Annotated in this window: 18 protein-coding genes; 2 read left to right on the top strand and 16 right to left on the bottom strand. The window is 64.3% G+C overall.

From position 1 onward, the window contains the following. Nucleotides 1-15: 15 nt before the first annotated feature. The 16 genes from C4K27_RS18565 to tssA form a co-directional block, all read right to left on the bottom strand. Complete coding sequence (locus tag C4K27_RS18565; protein WP_053261662.1) at nt 16-1,095, bottom strand: PAAR-like domain-containing protein; 1,080 nt, start codon at nt 1,093-1,095, stop codon at nt 16-18. After that, entirely contained in the window at nt 1,095-2,132 is a 1,038-nt protein-coding gene (locus tag C4K27_RS18560) for a 3-oxoacyl-ACP synthase (protein WP_053261661.1), read from the bottom strand. Before C4K27_RS18560 ends, C4K27_RS18565 begins: the two co-directional genes overlap by 1 nt. Next, a complete protein-coding gene (locus C4K27_RS18555) occupies nt 2,132-3,244 on the bottom strand; it encodes a DUF2169 family type VI secretion system accessory protein (protein WP_053261660.1) in 1,113 nt (370 codons plus the stop codon). Before C4K27_RS18555 ends, C4K27_RS18560 begins: the two co-directional genes overlap by 1 nt. 15 nt (nt 3,245-3,259) lie before the next feature. Then, nucleotides 3,260-3,706: a DUF6484 domain-containing protein gene (locus tag C4K27_RS18550; protein WP_053261659.1), complete on the bottom strand. Its 447-nt coding sequence runs from the start codon at nt 3,704-3,706 to the stop codon at nt 3,260-3,262. Nucleotides 3,707-3,724: 18 nt separating this feature from the next. Then, complete coding sequence (locus C4K27_RS18545; RefSeq protein WP_053261658.1) at nt 3,725-5,950, bottom strand: type VI secretion system Vgr family protein; 2,226 nt, start codon at nt 5,948-5,950, stop codon at nt 3,725-3,727. 30 nt (nt 5,951-5,980) lie between these two features. After that, nucleotides 5,981-8,704 (bottom strand): type VI secretion system ATPase TssH, encoded by a 2,724-nt coding sequence (gene tssH / locus C4K27_RS18540; protein WP_053261657.1) that lies wholly within the window; start codon nt 8,702-8,704, stop codon nt 5,981-5,983. Next, entirely contained in the window at nt 8,701-9,732 is a 1,032-nt protein-coding gene (gene tssG, locus C4K27_RS18535; protein WP_081002308.1) for a type VI secretion system baseplate subunit TssG, read from the bottom strand. The genes tssH and tssG overlap by 4 nt, the downstream gene beginning before the upstream one ends. Further along, the gene (gene tssF, locus C4K27_RS18530) at nt 9,714-11,573 is read right to left on the bottom strand and encodes a type VI secretion system baseplate subunit TssF (RefSeq protein ID WP_053261655.1); all 1,860 of its coding nucleotides are present in this window, start codon (nt 11,571-11,573) and stop codon (nt 9,714-9,716) included. Before tssF ends, tssG begins: the two co-directional genes overlap by 19 nt. Beyond that, nucleotides 11,570-12,085, bottom strand: a complete 516-nt coding sequence (gene tssE / locus C4K27_RS18525; protein ID WP_053261654.1) for a type VI secretion system baseplate subunit TssE — start codon at nt 12,083-12,085, stop codon at nt 11,570-11,572. The genes tssF and tssE overlap by 4 nt, the downstream gene beginning before the upstream one ends. Beyond that, on the bottom strand, nt 12,073-12,201 hold the full coding sequence (locus C4K27_RS31610; RefSeq protein WP_255313573.1) for a hypothetical protein: 129 nt from the start codon (nt 12,199-12,201) through the stop codon (nt 12,073-12,075). Before C4K27_RS31610 ends, tssE begins: the two co-directional genes overlap by 13 nt. Before the next feature lie 46 nt (nt 12,202-12,247). Then, a complete protein-coding gene (locus tag C4K27_RS18520; RefSeq protein ID WP_053261653.1) occupies nt 12,248-12,688 on the bottom strand; it encodes a hypothetical protein in 441 nt (146 codons plus the stop codon). After that, a complete protein-coding gene (locus C4K27_RS18515; RefSeq protein WP_037005248.1) occupies nt 12,685-13,116 on the bottom strand; it encodes a type VI secretion system amidase effector protein Tae4 in 432 nt (143 codons plus the stop codon). The genes C4K27_RS18520 and C4K27_RS18515 overlap by 4 nt, the downstream gene beginning before the upstream one ends. A gap of 75 nt (nt 13,117-13,191) precedes the next feature. Next, nucleotides 13,192-13,680, bottom strand: a complete 489-nt coding sequence (locus tag C4K27_RS18510; RefSeq protein WP_007923461.1) for an Hcp family type VI secretion system effector — start codon at nt 13,678-13,680, stop codon at nt 13,192-13,194. Nucleotides 13,681-13,777: 97 nt separating this feature from the next. Next, complete coding sequence (gene tssC / locus C4K27_RS18505) at nt 13,778-15,271, bottom strand: type VI secretion system contractile sheath large subunit (protein WP_053261652.1); 1,494 nt, start codon at nt 15,269-15,271, stop codon at nt 13,778-13,780. A 15-nt stretch (nt 15,272-15,286) separates the two neighbouring features. Beyond that, complete coding sequence (tssB, locus tag C4K27_RS18500) at nt 15,287-15,802, bottom strand: type VI secretion system contractile sheath small subunit (protein WP_009049566.1); 516 nt, start codon at nt 15,800-15,802, stop codon at nt 15,287-15,289. 64 nt (nt 15,803-15,866) lie between these two features. Further along, nucleotides 15,867-16,904, bottom strand: a complete 1,038-nt coding sequence (gene tssA, locus C4K27_RS18495) for a type VI secretion system protein TssA (RefSeq protein WP_238437493.1) — start codon at nt 16,902-16,904, stop codon at nt 15,867-15,869. A gap of 365 nt (nt 16,905-17,269) precedes the next feature. Here tssA and tagH point away from each other — a divergent pair, with 365 nt between their 5' ends. Both tagH and tssJ read left to right on the top strand, forming a co-directional pair. Further along, on the top strand, nt 17,270-18,682 hold the full coding sequence (gene tagH / locus C4K27_RS18490) for a type VI secretion system-associated FHA domain protein TagH (protein ID WP_053261651.1): 1,413 nt from the start codon (nt 17,270-17,272) through the stop codon (nt 18,680-18,682). A gap of 107 nt (nt 18,683-18,789) precedes the next feature. Beyond that, nucleotides 18,790-19,260, top strand: a complete 471-nt coding sequence (gene tssJ, locus C4K27_RS18485) for a type VI secretion system lipoprotein TssJ (protein ID WP_053262077.1) — start codon at nt 18,790-18,792, stop codon at nt 19,258-19,260. Nucleotides 19,261-19,278: the final 18 nt, after the last annotated feature.

Raw genomic sequence — 19,278 nt, 5'->3', positions numbered from 1 at the left:
TACTCCATAAGGTTCTCAGCCATCGAGGTCCATCAATTGTTCTGCGCCATATTCCTTTTGCTCGTCGTTGAGGGGAGACCTGTCGGCACGCAACGGCGTCTTGTTATCGGTGACGCCGACCTGTTTGTGATAATTGTCCATTTGAGCTTCAAGGCATTCTTTTTTACAGGGCTTGCCGTCTTTACCCGAAGCAGGGAAGGTCTTTTGATGCGCAAATACTGCGCTTTCCTTGGCCGCGCCATAGTTCCACGCATTGTCCTTGCCCCCCATCTGAGAGCGTGGGCCATCGGCATCCATGGCCCCCTTCTCGGCAGTGTTCTGAATGGCATGCATCTGACCATGTGTCTCTTTGTAGCGGGAGCCAGTGACGCAGACACAAGGTGCACGCGTATCGTCATAGCTCTTGAATTCCTCCAGGCGTTTTTTCGAGGAACGCCCCGAGGCCTCGGTAAAACAATGAACTTCGATCAAGTGGTGAGGCGTCTCACCTTTGCAGCAGCCCTGTTGGTTTTCGGTCGAACGTGGGGTATGAGGAACCAGCATGCATTTCTTGGCGCGCTGGCAATCGTCGTTCGTGCAATCTTTGTCATGCTCGCCAGAGCATTTGTCTTCGACTTCCTTGCGTTCGTCTTCGCAGCCCTTGCCGGGCGGACCGCCGGCAACCTCGTCGAGATACGGCCAAGTGGGTGTGTTGCCGGGATACGACGCATGATTGTGGGTGGTCATATCCAGGTTTCTAACTACGTTTTCGCCTTCGAACTTCACATCCATGGACCAGGAAGTGAAGTAGACCTTGCCTTTGATTTTGCTAGTGACTACCCCCTTCTTCGGGGCACAGCCTGCTTCGTCACCATAGCTGGTCTTGAAGTAACTCTTGTTCTTCAGCATCACCTCTTTACGGGTGATCTTCACTGTCCGACTGCCCCTGGTGGTGTCCTTGGCCCTGCCGGTATTGGGGTAGGGAATGGGCACTCCCATTGGAGTCGGTGGAGCCTGGGGCGGGGTGAAGCAGACATCCGGAAAGCAGGCCACCGACTTGCCATCGGCCGCCTTGCAGGAGACCTCCATATTGTTGGCAAAGACCTGGTTGCCCATCAGGCGGCCCTCACAGTCTGGTAGCTGAGCAGCGCGGCGGCGCGTTGGCCGGCGTCGTTGCCGAGGTGGCAGAAGATATTCGGGCCTTCGCCATAGCCCTTGCGGCTGGCGGCCAGGGCCACGGCGAGCATCGCCGGGCCGATGGCGGCGCCGACTTCGCCGATGCAGTCGGCGGGGTGCCAGAGGTGGAAGAATTCCTTGCGCACCCGCAGGGTGCGGCTCAGGGCCAGGGAGGCTTCCTTGAAGTAGTACTGCTCGCCGGAGAGGTCGGTGAGCCGATAATCCATCTGCTCCAGCCCGCAGCCGGCTTCGCTCAGGGCCGCGCGCACGGCCTGGGTCAGGCCGTCGGCGCGCAGCGGAATGTCTTCGGCCTCCACCGTGGCCTTTTCCACGCCGAACCCCAGGCCGATGCAGGCCAGCTGTGGCGTTTCGCTGGCGGTCGGGGCGTTGACCACCACGGCGGCGGCGCCTTCGCCGGGGATAAAACCGTTGGAGTTCTGGCTGGTGAGCAGGCGTTCGCGCTCTTCGAAGGCGGCCAGGGTCGCTCCGCTCAGGAAGGAGTCGACGCCGGCGATCAGCACATGGCGATGGCCTTGCTGGTAAATCAGTTTGCGCGCATTGAGCAGGGCGACCGCGCCGCTGACCCGGCCACGGGCAATGACATTGGAGCTGCCATGAAAACGCAGGCCCAACTCATGTTCAATGTCGTGCAGCAGGCTGAGGTCCAGGCCGTCGAGACGGCCGGGGCGGTCGGCCTCCGCCACCCCGAGCAGCAGCGGGGTTTGCTCCGGGTCGACGCCCGGCGTGCCCTGCAGCGCCTCGGCGATGGCCCGCGCCGCCATCTTGATCAGCTTGCTGCGCCCGCGCCAGGGCTGTTCCAGGGGCACGCTGGCAGCGATCAGCCATTCGCCGCCCTGGTCGATAAAGCGGGTTTCCTGAAAGTTATCGATAGCGCAACGGATCGCCGCGCAGCTCGCGGGGGCGCTCAGGCCGACGGCGCTGACCATGCCGGAACCGATGATGCACAGCTCGGCCATCAGGGCGTCTCCTCTGGCGTGCGTTTGGCTTTCACCAGGGCCGACAGCGACGGGTAGTAATCCTTGCCCAGTTCGCGGGCGCGCCACCAGCCCGTGGACATGGTGCCGACCAGTACCTGGGCGATTTCGAACAGGTTGCGCTTGAGCGGGCGACTGGTGCGCCAGGTGATCTCGACGCGTTGCGTGTCGGTGTCGATCAGCAGGGTGTCGATCACCGCCTGCACGGTTTCATGGCCGCCTTTTTTCAGAAAGAAGGTCACCGGCACCTCCATCTGGGGAATGCGAAAGCCCGCGCGCTCCTGGGGCGTGAGGTTGAGCAACAGCACATCCTCGCCACCGCGCAGGTAGTGGGTCTGCTGATCCTCAGGGGCCGCCTGAAAGTAGCGGTGGTCGAAATCCGCCGGCAGAAAGGGAAAGCAGTCGGCCAGCCAGGCCTCGTCGTAGGTGCCGGCGAAGCGGGCGCGTTGCGGCCAGCCACGGCCGAGGGGGCCGAGGGCCATGGGGCGGAAGTCGCCAGAGGGACTGTCGATAGGTTTGCCCAGCTCCTCGGTGCTCGGCATCGGCATGCCGACGATGTCGGCACTGTCGGCGCTGCGTGGGTACCAGCCGCAACCGATCGGATTGTCCAGGTAGCAGTGGCGCAATTGGGGGTCGTTGGCGATCGGATGGCTGCCGCCAAACGCCCGGGCGTAGGAGATGTCCTGCTCGGTAAACGGCTGCGGCAAGCCGGGAGCAACGCCCAACAGTCCCGATTGCCATTGCCGTGGACCGAGGACGGAAAAGGCCTTGCTCATCCGCCCGACGCGAATGCCCGCGGTCAGTTGCGTCACGGGACGCCCGCCTGGCGCGTAGGCCTTGCCGCGCACCAGCACATCGCAGCATGGCTTGACCGGGGCGAAGTCCATTTCCTGCAGCGGCGCGCTGAGGCCGGGCTCGCCGAGGAAGGTGTCGGCCATCAGCAGCGGTTGCTGGGTGTCGGCGAGGGTGGCCGCGCGGCCGTCCAGGGGCAGGTTGAACGTGCCCTTGGCCACCACCACCAGGGATTCGCGGCCATCGGGCGCCAGGCCCTGGGTATAGGCCGCAAGCAGTTGGCTGGCGTTGAGCAGTTCCATAGGCCGGATACCTGTCTAGTTGATCTGCACCGAACCGCCCTTGATGCGGTTGACCCCGCTGGAGCGGCTGGACAGGTAGGCGCCCTGGATGATCACTTTGCCCGCGCGGGTCAGGGTGATGCTGGCCTTGCCGCAACGCAGCACGATTTCGCGTTCGGCGCTCAGTTCCAGGCACTGCTCGTCCAGCCGCACGCTGGCGGCTGGCTCGGGCGGGGCGTCCGCGCCGAGCAGGCGGCCGATCACCAAGGGGCAAGCCGGGTCGCCGCCTTCGAACATCAGCGCCACCTGGCCGCCGATATCCGCGGGCCCCAGCAGCGCGGTGCAGCGGGCAACGACGCCGCTGGCATCCGGGCAACCCGGGTAAACGACCCTGGGCGCGCTGGCGTGCGGCAGCTCGAGCAGGGTGCCGATGACCACTGCGTCGATGCGGGCCTGTATGGGTAGCGGGTGCTGGACCGTCATATACACACCTCCACTGTGCTAGTTCTGCAGGATCTTCTGGCCCTTGACCACCACGTTCCGGTTGGCCTTGATGTTGATGGCGCCGGAGCCGTCGATGGTGATGTCCTTGCCGCGAATCATGATGGTGCCGTCCTTCTTCATGGTGATGCTGGCCGCGCCCGTGGTCAGGGTGATGGAGTCGCCGGCGGTGAGGGAGAAGTTCTTGCCGACGTCCAGGCTGTCGTTCTGCTGGATGTTGGTGGTGCGGTTCTGGGATACGTCGCGGGATTCGTTCTGGCCGATCTGGGTGCTCTGGTTGCCGTTGATCTCGATACCTTCGTTGCCCTTGACCGTTTCGTTGCGGTTGCCGGTGATGTCGATGGTCTCGTTGCCGCCCACGTCCTCGGTGCGGTTGCTGACGATGCTGATGGTTTCGTTGGCACCGACCTTTTCCGTGCGGTCCGCGCCGATGGTGATGGTCTCGTTGTTGCCCACCTTCTCGGTGCGGTTGGCGCCGATGGTGATTTTCTCGTCGCTGCCGACATCCTCGGTACGGTTCACACCGATGGAGATGGTCTCGTTATTGCCGACCTTTTCCTTGCGATCCACGCCGATGGTGATGGTTTCGTTGTTATCGACGGTTTCGGTGCGGTCGTGTTTGACGTGCACGGTCTCGTCGTTGTCGATGGTCTTGCTGCGGTCGTGGCCGACCCAGTGGGTCTCGTCGTTCTCGACCTCGATGTCCTGGTTCTTCTCGGCGTGAATGAACAACTGCTCCGCGCCTTTCTTGTCCTCCATGCGGATTTCATTGAAGTTGGCGGGCGAGCCCTCTTTGCTCGAGCGGCTTTTCACCCCGCTCTGGGTGGCATTGGCCGGCAGCTCGTAGGGCACGGTCTGTTCGGCGTTATAGACCCGGCCAGTGATGATCGGGCGATCCGGGTCGCCTTCGAGGAAACTGACGATCACTTCCTGGCCGATCCGCGGGATCTGCACCGACCCCCAGTTCTTGCCGGCCCAGGCCTGTGACACGCGCATCCAGCAGGAGCTGTTTTCGTTGGACTGGTCGTGGCGATCCCAATAGAAATGCACCTTGACCCGGCCATACTGGTCGGTCCAGATCTCCTCGCCAGCGGGGCCTACCACCCTGGCGGTCTGCGGCCCGCGGACAATCGGCAGGGGCGTCAGGGGCAGGGGGCGGAAGGCCTGGCTGGCATCCATGCAGTCCAGTTCGCTGGTGAACTGCTCGGCCAGGTCCAGTTGCCCGCTTTCATAAAGCTCCTGGCGGATCTGATAGCGTGCGACCACCACCAGGTATTCGCGATTCTGGTCGGCGCGCTCGTAGCCGGTCAGCTTGAACAGATGCCCGCAGCCCAGGCCACGCGCGCGACCGCGCAACTGCACGCGCTCGAACTGGCTGTGAATGGCCTGGATACGGGTGCGTGCGTAATGCTCGCCATCCTTGCTCTGGACGTATTCGCCCGGGTAGTCGTAGAGCGGATGGTCGCCGTTGCTGTGGCTGCGCGACACGCTGGAGCGCACTTCGAGGCTGGCGCCGGGGCGCTGGAAGTCGTAGTCGTTCAACGCCAGCGAGCCCGGCTGGACTTCCCGCGCCAGTTGCCAGTCGTAGAAGTGGTCGCGCTCGCGCATCTGCTGATCGGGCGGGTAGAAGGGCACCGAAGCGTAGTCGGCCACCGTCGAGTGGGCGCCGTAGGCGTCGGCCAGCACCAGGACATGCCGCGCTTTCTCATGGCGGAAGTAGTAGTAGATGCCTTCCTGCTCCATCAGCCGGCTGATGAAGTCGAAGCTGGTTTCGCGGTATTGCACGCAGTATTCCCACTCGCGGTAACTGCCGCTCAGGTTGTCTTCGAAATCGGAGAAACCGAGGTCGCGGAACACCTGCTTGATGATGTCCGGCACCGTCTTGTTCTGGAAAATCCGGCAGTCCGAGGTGCGCGTGAGCAGCCAGAACCAGGGCCGCAGGCTGACCCGATAACCGGCGAACTGGCCGTGGCCGGTCAGTTGCCGGCAGCCGCAGGCAATCCCGTGGAAATAGCGTTTGCCGCCGCCGTGCAGCTCCAGGGTCAGGCCCATCGGCTTGCCCAGCAACTGGTCGAACTTGATCGCCCGGTCTTCGGACGTGAGGTCCAGTTCGTAATGGAACAATCGCCCCAGCTCCTCGCTGCCTTCCATGCTCTGCAACAGCAGGACCTCGCCGCCGAGGGGGCTGTCGACCTGCACCAGGCGGGTGCTTTGCGTGATTGCCATAAACGGCTTCCTCCGGCTCGCGTTCGGGCGTCAGTCGGTCGTCTCGCCAACATGCGGGTCGAATGCGTAATGCAGCGCATTGTCCCGTTGGCTGATGCGCACGCCCGCCAGCGGCTTGCCCTCGAGCATGCGGGTGAGAAACTCCCGGCTCATCTCCGGCAACAGGGTATTGGTCAGGATGGCGTCGATCATCCGTCCGCCGCTCTCGATCTCGGTGCAGCGCGAGACGATCAGGTCGACCACGCTGTCGTCGTAGGCGAAGGGCACCTTGTGCCCGCTTTCCACGCGCCGCTTGATCCGTTCCAGTTGCAGGCGGGTGATGGCCTTGAGCATCTCGTCGCTCAGCGGGTAGTAGGGGACGGTCACCAGGCGCCCGAGCAGGGCCGGCGGGAATACCTGGAGCAACGGCTCGCGCAGCGCCTTGGCGATGGCATCGGGATCGGGCAGCCGTTGTGGGTCACGGCACAGGCTGGCGATCATCTCGGTGCCGGCATTGGTGGTGAGCAGGATCAGGCAGTTCTTGAAGTCGATCAGGCGGCCTTCGCCGTCCTCCATCACCCCCTTGTCGAACACCTGGAAGAAGATTTCGTGCACGTCCGGGTGGGCCTTTTCCACCTCGTCCAGCAACACCACGCTGTAGGGTTTGCGCCGCACCGCCTCGGTCAGCACGCCGCCTTCGCCGTAACCGACATAGCCGGGCGGGGCGCCCTTGAGGGTGGAGACGGTGTGCGCCTCCTGGAACTCGCTCATGTTGATGGTGATGATGTTCTGCTCGCCGCCGTACAGGGCCTCGGCCAGGGCCAGGGCGGTTTCGGTCTTGCCCACGCCCGAGGTGCCGGCGAGGAGGAACACGCCAATCGGTTTGCTGGGGTTGTCCAGCCCGGCGCGGGAGGTCTGGATGCGCTTGGCGATCATCGCCAGGGCATGGTCCTGGCCGATGATGCGTTTTTTCATGTGCTCGTCGAGCCTGAGCACGGTGTCGATTTCGTTGCGCGCCATGCGCCCGACCGGGATGCCGGTCCAGTCGGCGACCACCGCGGCCACCGCCTGGTAATCCACGGTGGGCAGGATCAACGGGCTTTCGCCCTGCAAGGTGGCGAGGCGGCTCTGCAGGTCGTTGAGCTTGTCGCGCAATGCCATGCGTTCGGCTTCAGCCAGCTGTGGCGATGGCGTATCGGCCTCGCTACCGCTGTCGTCCAGCGGTTCGGCGGCGGCGCGCAGGGTGGCGCGGGTCGCCAGCAGTTCATCGACCAGGGCTTTCTCTTCGCTCCAGCGACCTTCCAGGGTCGCCAGGCGTTGGCGTTCCTCGGCGAGGGCCGCCTCGACCTCCTGCTGGCGAGTACCGATGGCGATGCCAATGGCCTGCTCGCGGCCGATGATCGCCTGCTCGGTGCTCAGCGCCTCGATGCGTCGGCGGCTGTCGTCCACTTGCGCCGGTACCGCATGCAGGCTGATGGCGACCCGCGCGCAGGCGGTGTCGAGCAGGCTCACCGATTTGTCCGGCAGCTGCCGGGCCGGAATATAACGGTGCGACAGCTTGACCGAGGCCTCCAGCGCCTCGTCGAGGATCTGCACCTTGTGGTGCTGCTCCATGGTCGAGGCGACGCCGCGCATCATCAGGATCGCCTTGGCCTCGGACGGCTCGTCGACCTGCACCACCTGGAAGCGCCGGGTCAGGGCCGGGTCCTTCTCGATGTGCTTTTTGTATTCGGCCCAGGTGGTTGCCGCCACGGTGCGCAGGGTGCCACGGGCCAGGGCCGGCTTGAGCAGGTTGGCGGCATCGCCGGTACCGGCCGCGCCGCCGGCGCCGACCAGGGTATGGGCCTCGTCGATAAACAGAATGATCGGCTTGGGCGAGGCCTGCACATCCTCGATGACCTGGCGCAGGCGCTGTTCGAATTCGCCCTTCATGCTCGCGCCGGCTTGCAGCAGGCCGACGTCCAGGGTGCGCAGTTCGACGTCCTTGAGGCTCGGCGGCACGTCGCCGGCGACGATACGCAGGGCGAAGCCCTCGACCACCGCGGTCTTGCCGACCCCGGCTTCGCCGGTGAGGATGGGGTTGTTCTGCCGGCGGCGCATGAGGATGTCGACCAGTTGGCGAATCTCCTCGTCGCGCCCGACTATGGGGTCGAGTTTGCCGCTGCGGGCCTGTTCGGTGAGGTCGACAGTAAAGCGCTTGAGCGCCTCCTGCTTGCCCAGCGCGCTGGGCGCCAGGGCGCCGCTCGCTTCGCCCGGCGCGGCGGTGGCGTTGAAACCGTCGCTGGCGGCCAGGCCGTTTTCCGGCGAGTCGCCGAGGTATTCGTCGAAGCGCTCGATCAGGTGCTCCACCTTGATCTTCTCGAACTCGCGGGAGATGGCCGAGAGGGCGTGGCGCAGGCTCGGTGTCTTGAGCATGCCGACGACCAGGTAGGCGCTGCGCACCTGGCTCTCGCCGAACAGCAAACTGCCATAGACCCAGCCGCGCTCCGCGGCTTCCTCGACCTGCAAGGACAAGTCGGTGATCGAGGTCGAGCCGCGCGGCAGGCGGTCCAGGGCGTCGGTGATATCCCTGGACAGGCGCGCCGGGTCGAGGCTGAACTGGCGGACCAGGCGGTGCAGGTCAGAGTCCTGCAATTGCAGGAGCTGATGCAGCCAATGCACCAGTTCCACATAGGGGTTGCCGCGCAGTTTGCAGAACACGGTGGCGGCTTCGATGGCCTTGTAGGCCGGGCTGTTCAACTTGCCGAACAGCGCGGCGCGGCTGATCTCACTCATGATCGCGGCTCCTTGAGGAGGGTGGTATGGCTGGCGTATTCGCGGGCCAGCAGCAGGTCGCCGGCATCCGTCGACGGGCTGCCGAGCCAGGTGTCGAAGCCCAGGCGGGTCTGGCCGTCGAGATCGATGCGCGGCACTTCCTGGTGCCGCAGCAGCAGATTGACTTCCCAATCCAGCTCCTCGCCCTGGTACTCGGCGACCCAGGCGGCCAGTTCGCCGAAGCTTTCCTGGCCAGGCAGCAGGCGGCGGTATTGCTCCAGGCTCAAAGGCCCCAGGCGGATGCGGAATTTATGCTGGCGATCCCAGACGTGGGTGCCCAGGCTCAGGTCGCTGCCGAGCGAGCAGAGCGCCACGCCCAGCTGGCTGCGCTGCGGCAGCTCCAACCACTGGCCGACGTATTCCTCGATGCTCACCGGCACGCCGAAATAGTCTTCCAGGATGGCGCGCAAGCCGTCCGGGTAACGGGTTTGCGCCGCCAGGTGGCCGGTGAAGTGGTAGCGCGCCGAGTCGGCGATCGGGCCCTGGCCGAGCAGGCTGGTCATGCCCCGCCCGGACAGCGCGGCCAGGCGCATCGACCAGTAGTCGTGGGCGGGGCGGTCATGGCTGACGGTCGGCCGCGCTTCGGCCCAGGCGCGGTAGAACAGGCACAGCAAGCGGTGATTGAACACGTCGAGAAAGCGCGTGAAGCTGGCGTCGTCGTTGTTGCGCTGGCGATCGCGGGCGTATTCGGTCAGGTGCAGCGGCAGCGGGCCGTTGGGCCCGGTGAGGCCGAAGAACAACTGCTCGATGCGCGGCGCGGCGCCCTCGGGGCCGGTCTCGATGCTGGCCAGGGTCGAGGGGGCGAAGCCGCAGTCGGGTTTCTGCCCCAGGCGCAGCGGGTCGTCGTGCAAGCGCAGGGAATGGCCGATGCGCGGCCGGTCGCCGGCCTCGCACTCGATGCGCCGTAGCGCCTGGAAGAAGTCGTAGGCCCAGGGCTCGTCGGCCATCCGCTCGATGCTGTGCAGCGGTTTCAGAGGTTCGGTCGACATCCGGGGTGCGCCTGCCATCGCATGATTTCGCCGCGCTCAGTGGTGCGCAGTACGGTTTCGGTGAAGCTGTTGATCGACACGTAACGGGCCAGGAAGCGCTCGAACACCGCGCCCAGCAGGTACACCCCGGTGCCGCGGAAGGCGTTTTCGTCGAACTCCAGGCTGATCTCCAGGCCACGGCCAAACACGATCGGTCCCGGCATCGGCAACCGGCGGGTGCAGGGCGTGCTGCGCACCTGGCGCAGGCCCTCGATTTGCAACTGCAGCGCCGCATCGCCGGGGTCGCCGTACAGGCGCAGCAGTTCGCGCAGCGCCGCGGCCCCCTGGCCCTGTTCGCTCAGCGACAGGTAGTTCAGCGACAGCTGGCTGATCAGCCGCCAGGCGCTGGCATCGTGCGCGCGGCTCGGCCGCGGCCGGCTTGGCCCGGCCAGGCAGCGCACGGCCAGCACCGGGGCGCTGTCTTCCAGGGTGAAATCGCTTTTGCCCGTCCCCACCGGCATCAGCAGCGGCAGGTCGCGGTTGGTGCACAGGGCGCTGAGACCGAGCTGGCGCAAGTCGTGGCGATAGGGCGCCTGGTTGACATCCACCAGCGAGACGAAGGTTTCGCTGCCGATATAGGTCGAGCGTGGCCCGCGTCGCCGTTGCTGGCTGGACAAGCGACGCGGCTCGCGGCGGACGATGTAATAGGCCTGCTCGCGGCCATAACGCAGCGGATCGCGGATCGCATAGAACGGCTGGAACGGCTGCTCGGGGCCGCTGCCATGGCCGGTGACCTGGGTCAGGGAATGGATCTCGAAATCCAGCGGCCGGGTGCGGTCGGCGATCACCTGGTGCTCATGCACCCGCTCGCTCAGGTGAATGCGATCGGTGCGGCGTGCAAACAGGTTCACCGCCGGGGTGCAGAAGGGCACGAACTGGGTCGCCGACACCGTGCCTTCCAGGGTGCTGTCGAGGCGATCGAACAGCACCACCACCTCCAGTTCCTGGCTGGCGCAGCGCTGCACACCGGCGCTCAGCCCAGTGAAGTCGACGAACAAAAAACGATTGGGCAGGGCGAAATACTCCTGCAGCAGGCGATACCCCTGGAAGGCCCGAGGCACCACCGGCAGCACCGCGTCCCGATCGTCGAAGCCACGCGCCTTGAGGCTCTCCACAGGCAAGCGCTCGGCCCAGTCGCCGTCGACGCTCTTGATAAACACCGCGCAGGCGTTGCCGAGCAGTTGCTCGTACAGACGGAAAGGTTGTTCGTCGGCGCCGTTGAGGTAGAGCGGCAGGCTGTCCAGCGCCAGGGCGTTGAACGGCAACCCGGCGCCGCAGCGCAGGCGCAGGCGCAACCCGGCCTTGGCCTTGGGTTCGCTGGCGGCCAGTCGGCCGAGGGTCGCGGCCGGGTTGCCGAAGTACTCGGCATGGCTGACCTGCAACGGCCACAGCGTCACGGCATGGGCGCTACGGTATTCGCAGGCGGTCTGCTCGCCATGGCCCAGCTGGCCGCGCAGGGCGGCGTGGCGTTCGACCGTGAAGCCGCTGGTCAGTGAGCCCTCGTTGGGGTCGGCGACCAGCTGGACCACCACCACCGAAGGCGTTGGCGCCAGGTAATGGGGGTAAGCGACTTCCAGCAGATTGTGGGTAAAGGTCGGGTATTCGGCGTCCAGCTTCAGGTGGACCCGCGCGCTCAGGTAGGCGAAGCCCTCCAGCAGACGCTCGACATAGGGGTCGGCGCATTCGATGTCGGACAGGGTCAGGCGGCTGGCAATCTTGGGGAACTCCTGGGCGAACTCGGCGGCGCTCTCGCGGATATGCTGCAGCTCCTGGTTGTAATACTCGAGCATGCGCGGGTTCATCGGCGTCTCCTGACGGGCTCGGCCGGCGTCACCTTGACGTGTCCGGTTTCCAGGTCGAGGGCGGTGCTGAGCAGCAAGCGCAGGGGCACCGGCTCGGCCCACAGATCGCCCTCGATCTCGAAGCTCAGGGCGTTGTGGCTCATGTCATTGCCGTCGAGTTGCGCGCGAACCTTCAACGAGCCTTTGAGGATGCGCGGCTCAAAGGCGGCGATGGTGTCGCTGAACAAGGCTTCGATGGCCTGTACATCGACACTCGAGGCGGTATGCCCGGCCAGGGGCGGCAGGCCGAAATTCAGCACCGAGTTGCCCGCCGGCATCTGCGCGGCCTGCTCCGGATCGAACAGCACGCAGGTGTTGAACAGCCAGGCCAGATCGCGCAGCACGCAAGCTTTCAGCTGGGTCAGCGACATGACCCGGCGCTCGGCGGCTTCTTTCGGGTTGTGCGGATCGTCGTCGGTCAGGCGATCGAGCAACGAGGGTTGCAGGCGTTCTTGCAGGGTCAGCTCGGCCATCTTCGGTTATCCCTGTCGGTGAAGCTGAGGCTGTGCCGTTCGAACAGCCCGGTTTCGCCGTTGTCGGTGGTCAACGGGCGCTGGCCGACGGCGTGCGCCGGCTCCTCGGCGTTCATCGCCATCTCCTGGTTCGCAGGCTTCGCGCCGAGCCCTGGCGTGCGTTCAAGCGTCGGGTTCGAACAAGCCGATAAACATTTTCTCATCCCACTGGAAGGGCGGGCAGGCCGTCACCCGGCTCACCGCCGACGAGGCTTCCAAACCCTGCCCGGTACTGCGTATCGCCTGGATCTCGGTGCGGCAATCCCGACTGGGCGAGGGCAGTTGCTCGCTGCTTTCCACCAATATCACCTGGCGCGTCCCCACCTGCTTGGTGCGCAGGGTGCCGCTGGGGTCACGGTGGAACTGGCAAGGCCATTTCAGGCTCAGGTCGATGCCGGGTTGCTGTGGGACCAGCAAGCGACAGTTGCCATTGCGCTCTTCCAGCAGCAGGTCCCGGGCCAGGAAGCGCGCCTGGGTGGCGCTATCGGCCGGGTTCTGCGCACAGGCGGGCAACATCAAACCCGCCAGGCCCGCGACGATAAGGCGAAGCAGGTGCCGACTCATGACAGCTCCCAGAACCACACCTGGGCGGAGTGGTTGGCCGGGTCGTCGTAGGTCTTGGTGAAACCGCGGCTCCACAGGTCGATATGGTCGCCGGCCGCGCGACTCTCGCCACTGCGGGTAAAGCAATCCTTGAAAAAAATGATCCCGTTCTTCTCATTGAGCTGCAGCTTGGCCTTGGCCGCGTCGGTGAAGATGCTCGGCCGGCCCAGATGCTGGCGCCACAGCCAGTTCGCCAGCGACTCGGCACCGCGGGCGTGGCCGTGGCTGCAGCGCGGTTCCGAATAGGTGTGGCCATCCACGAGGATGCTTCGCTCGGCGTTGAGCGTAATGCTCAGGCGGATCGCGCATTGATTTTCCCAACCGCCATCGCAAGGCTGGCTTTCAGCCGGGTAGTTGTTCCACAGATTGATGAACGCGGGTCTGGCCATCATCGAACCTCCTGTTGCGCCGTGGCCCCTGGTACAAGCCGAGCACCCTGCGGCAGGGCTGCAGGGTGGCTGGCGTCACACCTTGACGTTTTGGCGGATATTCCAGCCGTACTTGACCGGGCCGCCGTCCTTGGAACCGTCCTGCTTCTGCGGTTGGTAGTCGACCAGCACCTGGCCGAAATTCAGCGCGATGTTTTCGGTCAGGCGATCCGCGCCGCCGCTGCCGCCGGTGCCGATCGAGGACACCAGGACCTCCTTGAGGGTGATGGTCAGGTACTCGACCGGATCGTCGCCGCCGGCCTTGCGCACCGTCAGCTTGGCCTCGTCGTAATGCTTGCCGCTGGAGCAGGCCATCATCAGGTTGGGGGAGGATTTATCCACCCACTTGGTCAACGTCAGGTCGTGGATATTGACCTTGCCGGCACCGCCGCCACCGCCCACATGCATGTTGCCGGCCTGCGCCATGGCCCAGCTCCAGGAGAGCACGTCGATCTCCTCCTTGTGGTTCTTGTCCTGGGACTCGCCCTTGACGTCGCCGATCTTGATAAACATATCAACAGCCATCATGCCTCCTTAAGTGGTTTGCACCACTGTGTGCCAGTGATTCGCCACGCTGCGTCACAGGGCACCCGCCACCACGGCGAATGCCTCCTGAGATGAATCAAACCGCCTTGGCGGATGGAAGTTTGGATACCAGCCGCAGCGATACCGTGAGCCCTTCGAGCTGGTAGTGCGGGCGCAGGTAGAACTTGGAGCTGTAGTAACCGGGGTTGCCCTCGATCTCCTCGACCACCACCTCCGCCGCGGCCAAGGGGTGCTGTGCCTTGGTGGTTTCGGTGGAGTGGGCCGGGTCGCCGTCCACGTAATTGAGAATCCAGTTCTGCAGCCAGCGCTGCATGTCGTCCTTTTCCTTGAACGAGCCGATCTTGTCGCGAACGATGCACTTCAGGTAATGGGCGAAGCGGCAGGTGGCGAACAGGTAGGGCAGGCGTGCCGCCAGGTTGGCGTTGGCGGTGGCGTCGGGGTCGTCATACTCGGCCGGCTTCTGCAGCGACTGGGCGCCGATGAAGGCGGCGAGGTCGGTGTTCTTCTTGTGCAGCAGCGGCATGAAACCGTTCTTCGCCAGCTCCGCCTCGCGCCGATCGGCGATGGCGATTTCGGTCGGGCACTTCATGTCCACCCCACCGTCGTCGGTCGGGAAGGTGTGCGTCGGCAGGTTCGGCACCTCGCCGCCGGACTCCACGCCGCGAATCCGCGAGCACCAGCCATAGAGCTTGAACGAGCGGTTGATGTTCGCCGCCATGGCATAGGCCGAGTTGGCCCAGGTGTACTTGGAACTGTCGGCGCCGTTGGTTTCCTCTTCGAAGGCGAAGGCGTCCACCGGGTCGGTCTTGGCGCCGTAGGGCAGGCGGGCGAGGAAACGCGGCATGGTCAGGCCGATGTAGCGCGAGTCCTCGGAGTCGCGCAGCGAACGCCAGGCAGCGTATTCCGGCGTGGTGAAGATCTTGGTCAGATCGCGCGGGTTGGACAGCTCCTGCCAGGAGCCCATGCCCATCACCGTCGGCGAGGCCGCGCTGATGAAGGGCGCATGCATCGCCGCGCAGACCTTGGCCAGCTCGCCGAGCAGCTCGACGTCCGGCGACGACTGGTCGAAGTAGTAATCGCCCACCAGGCAGCCGAACGGCTCGCCGCCGAACTGGCCGTATTCCTCCTCGTACATTTTCTTGAAGATCGGGCTCTGGTCCCAGGCGGTGCCCTTGAACTTCTTCAGGGTCTTGTGCAGGTCGCCCTTGGCGATGCTCATCACGCGGATCTTCAGCTGCTCGTCGGTTTCCGTGTTGTTGACCAGGTAGCTCAAGCCGCGCCAGGCGCTTTCCAGTTGCTGGAAGTCGGCGTGATGCATGATCAGGTTGACCTGCGCGGTGAGCTTGGCATCGATCGCGGCGATGATCGATTCGATGGATTTGATCGCGTCGTTGGAGATCAGCTCGGTCTTGCTCAGGGCCTGTTCGGCCAGGGTGCGCACGGCGCTTTCCACGGCCTCGCGGGCGTGCTCGGTCTTGGGTTTGAACTCTTGCAGGAGCAAGGCGGCGAAGTCGCTCGGTGCGGTCGCGGCGTCTGCCTGGGCCTGCGGGTCTTTCATCAATTCGGCCATGGTCTGCGTCCTCTGTCAGGCTTGCGGCTCGGGTTCGGTCGGTTTCGGTGCACTGGCCAACGCCTGCAACAGCGCCGGGTCCTTGATCGCCTTCATGATCATGTCCTCGGCGCCGGTCTTGCCGTCCATGTAGGTCAGCAGGTTGGCCAGCTGGGTGCGGGCCTCGAGCAGTTGGTTGAGGGCATCGACCTTGCGCGCCACCGCGGCCGGGCTGAAGTCGTCCATGCTCTCGAACGTGATGTCCAGGCTCAGGTTGCCTTCCCCGGTCAGGGCATTGGGCACGTTGAACGCCACCCGCGGTTTCATCGCCTTGAGCCGCGAGTCGAAGTTGTCGACATCGATCTCCAGGAACTTGCGGTCGGCCACCGCCGGCAGCGGCTCGGCAGGCTTGCCGACAAGGTCGGCCATCACCCCCATGACGAAGGGCAACTGCACCTTCTTCTCCGCACCGTAAAGCTCTACGTCGTACTCGATCTGCACCCGGGGAGCACGGTTACGGGCGATGAATTTCTGGCTGCTGGTGTTAGCCATTTTTCCTCCTGCGCTGCCTATGCGGCTGTGTTGGATTGGCGTCGGTTAAGCGTTTTCACTCGGACTATTCACCCTCGGGCCCGCGCAATTTTTCGAACTGGGAAAAGCCGTCCGGAATCAGGTTGCTCACGATGGTGGCGAAATCGGCGCTGACCAGTCTCTTGGCGCGGCTCAGGAGCACCGGCACGGGGCTGGAGGGCTCGTGCCTGGCGTAATAACCGAGGATCCGGTCGAGGCTGCGCAGCACATCGTCACGGCTGCCGATCTCGCCGGCGATGCGCGGCGCAGCGGCGCCGGGGGCCGAGGACATGGCGGTATCGACAGGCTCGCCGGCCTGCGCGACAGCGCCGGGAGCGCCTGGCTGAGGGGCGTGCTCGGCGATGATTTGCACGGCATGCCGCAGCAGTTGCTTGATCGTGCCCAGGTCCGCGCCGTGGGTGGAACCGACCCGTTCGTTGACCTCACGCTCTATGGTCAACAGCGTGCCATGGGCATCGTTCAGGGCGGCGCGGCAGGCCTCGAGCTGTTCGCCCGCGCAGTCCTGAAAGGCCGCACCGAGCTGGTCCGGGCTGAGGCTTTCACTGGCGAAGCGCTGCAGGCCGGCGGCATTCAGCGCGGCGCGCAGGCCGACGCTGCCAAATGCCCGCGAGCTGATCAGCGGCATGCCCCAGAGCAGGTGAATGACCGGCTCGGCGTTGAGGCCGGCGAGGGCGTTGATCCTAAAGGTGGGGTCATTGTTATCTTCTGCATCCAGCTTGGGATGCAGGTCGTCCCAATACTGCGCGAGCAACTGCTGGATCAGCTGTAACCCTTGCACCAGGCCGGGCAAGCCGTGCAGGGCAATGGCGCTTTGCAGGAAGTAGTTGGCGATGCGCAGGTCTTTGCTGCGCGTGAACAGCTCGACGCAGAGGTCGCGGACCTGGCGCCATTCCGGCGGTGCGGCGGGTAACACGGCATCGCCCATCTGCCGTTCGGGTTGGCCTTGCGCCGCGCGCTCAAGCTCGAGAAAGGCGGCGTCGTACTCGAGGTCGCCGCCACAGGGGGAGTCGGGGGAAATGGTTTCCAACAAGCGCTGTACATCCACCACGGACGTGATCTCCATATCGGCCCGGCAATCGGCGCCCGGTCAGGGTGAGCGCACGACTAAATTCCTTTTCCTACGGATGAGTGTTCTATCCAGAGCCACTTTCTGGCGTCATTTCGAATTCAACAATTGACCTGAAGTTTTAGCCCAGTTCAATTGTTGTCAAGAAACTCTCCGACCAGTGGGGGAACACTGTGATGTTTGAAGATAGGCGGTCGGCGGTGGTTTTTTTAGTTTCTTTTGTTATAGGGCTTATTTGAAAAAAGCGAATATAAGCGCAGGAACTTTGAGGGCGCGGAAATCTTTTAGGGGGCTATACTCGCTTTGCACTCGCTGGCATGCCCGAGCTGTTGTTATTGAGCAATACCGTACAAGGAGTTCCAATGCCGCTGCGTTTGACAATCACCAGTTATCACAAGCTGACTCCCGGCCAACGCGCAGAGTTCGAGCTTGATCGCGGTGAGCTGAAAATCGGTCGCAACCCCGAGAACGACTGGGTACTTCCAGATCCGGAGCGCCTGGTGTCCGGCCAGCATTGCGTCATTCAACTGCGTGACGGCACCTACTACCTGACCGACACCAGCACCAATGGCGTACAGCTGGTGAATGCCGGCGTGCGCATGCACCGCGGCAACAGCGAACCCTTGCGCGACGGCGAACTGCTGCGCGTCGGCGAGTACGACATCCTGGTGCAGATCAACGGCGCCCCACAAATCGCCAACGGCGCGCCCGGGATGAGCGATCCCTTTACCGGCTTCGATGCGCTGATCAAGCGCCAGGTGCCCGGCGAGATGCCTGGCGCAGCGGCGGCGCCCCCCGCCAGGGTGCAGATCCATGCGGGCGGTTCGCCCCTGGACACCAAGCCCGACCTGTTCGATTTTCTCGCGTCCCCGGCCGTTCCCCCACCGGCCCTGGCCGACCACGTGCCACCCGAACGCCATGATTTTCGACCGCCTGAGCCACAACGCCCGAGTGCCCCTGCGGCCAGCGAAACCGGCGCGGCACCGGCGATTCCGGCGGATTGGGACCCCTTCACCGAACTGGGGGCGGGCCCGGCGCCGGTGACGCCGGCCACTGTGCAAGCCACCGCGCAGGCCCAGCCGCAACCATTGCCAGCGGCATCGGAGAATATTGCCGGCAGCGCCCCCGAACCGGCCGTGCAACGGGCTGCGGTTGCGCCTCCGGCGCCGGCAAGCGGGGGCGACAAGGAAGAGGTGCTGGAAGCCTTTCTCAGGGGCGCGGGGCTCGAGCCATTGCGTATCGACAGAGGCGAAACCCGCGCGCAAATGGAGGCCATCGGCCGCAGCTACCGGCATATGGTCGAGGGGCTGATCGAGGTGCTGCGCGCCCGTGCCAGCCTCAAGGGTGAGTTCCGCATGGCCCAGACCATGATCCGCCCGGTGGAGAACAACCCCCTCAAATTCGCCCCCAATGTCGATGAGGCGTTGCTGTTATTGCTGCGTTCCGGCAACCAGGCCTTCATGCCGGCCGACCAGGCGATCAAGGAAAGCTTCGACGACCTGAAAGCGCATCAACTGGCCGTCATGGCGGGCGTACAAGCCTCGATCAAACACCTGCTCAAGCGTTTTCAGCCCGCGGTATTGGAAGCGCGTTTAAGTCAACCTTCGGCTATTGGCGCTTTGCTGCCCGGTAGACGTCAAGCGCAATACTGGGAGTTGTTCACGGAACTCTACGCGAGCATTTCCAGGGAGGCCGAAGATGATTTCGAGGATTTGTTCGGGCGCGAATTCAGTCGTGCCTATGAAGAACAAAATACCAAGTTGCGAAAAGGCTGAGCGCCATCGGTTAGTTGGATAAAGGCCAGTGGCTATTAAATAGTGAGTTGATCTTGTTTGGCGATCGGTAGTTTCGATTTGGAATAATAAGCGTCATGGAGGACGACATGCCAAAGTTCTTGTTGTTCGCAACAGTACTACTGCTGACTGCCTGTGCTTCGAGCCCGCCGCCGCCCGCTGCGCCTACTGTCGTTGTCATGCATATCCAGGCTGCTGCCGATCTGAATCTTTCGGCGGGCGGCCAGGCGACGCCGGTGCGGGTGCGTTTGTATGAGTTGAAGAGCGGTGGAGCTTTCAGTCGCGCCGACTATTTCTCCCTGGTGAATGCCACCGGCGCGACCTTGTCCGCGGACCTGGTGGCACAGGACGAATTACTGATCCAGCCGGGTCAAAGGCTGACCCTGGAGCGCACGCTCGACGAGCAGAGCCGTTTGCTCGGCCTGGTGGTGTCCTACCGTGAACTGGACAGCGCCGTGTGGCGCCAGATGGTCAATATCCCGAGCCATGCAACCACGCCATTGACGGTTTCCCTGACAGCCAGGGCGATCAGCGCGGCAGCCACGAAACCTGCGAATTAGTCCTGTCGAGGAAGCCAG

Source organism: Pseudomonas chlororaphis subsp. chlororaphis (assembly GCF_003945765.1).
In the GTDB taxonomy this organism is placed as follows: Bacteria; Pseudomonadota; Gammaproteobacteria; order Pseudomonadales; family Pseudomonadaceae; genus Aquipseudomonas; species Aquipseudomonas chlororaphis.
This window is presented reverse-complemented; position numbering and strand designations above follow the sequence as displayed.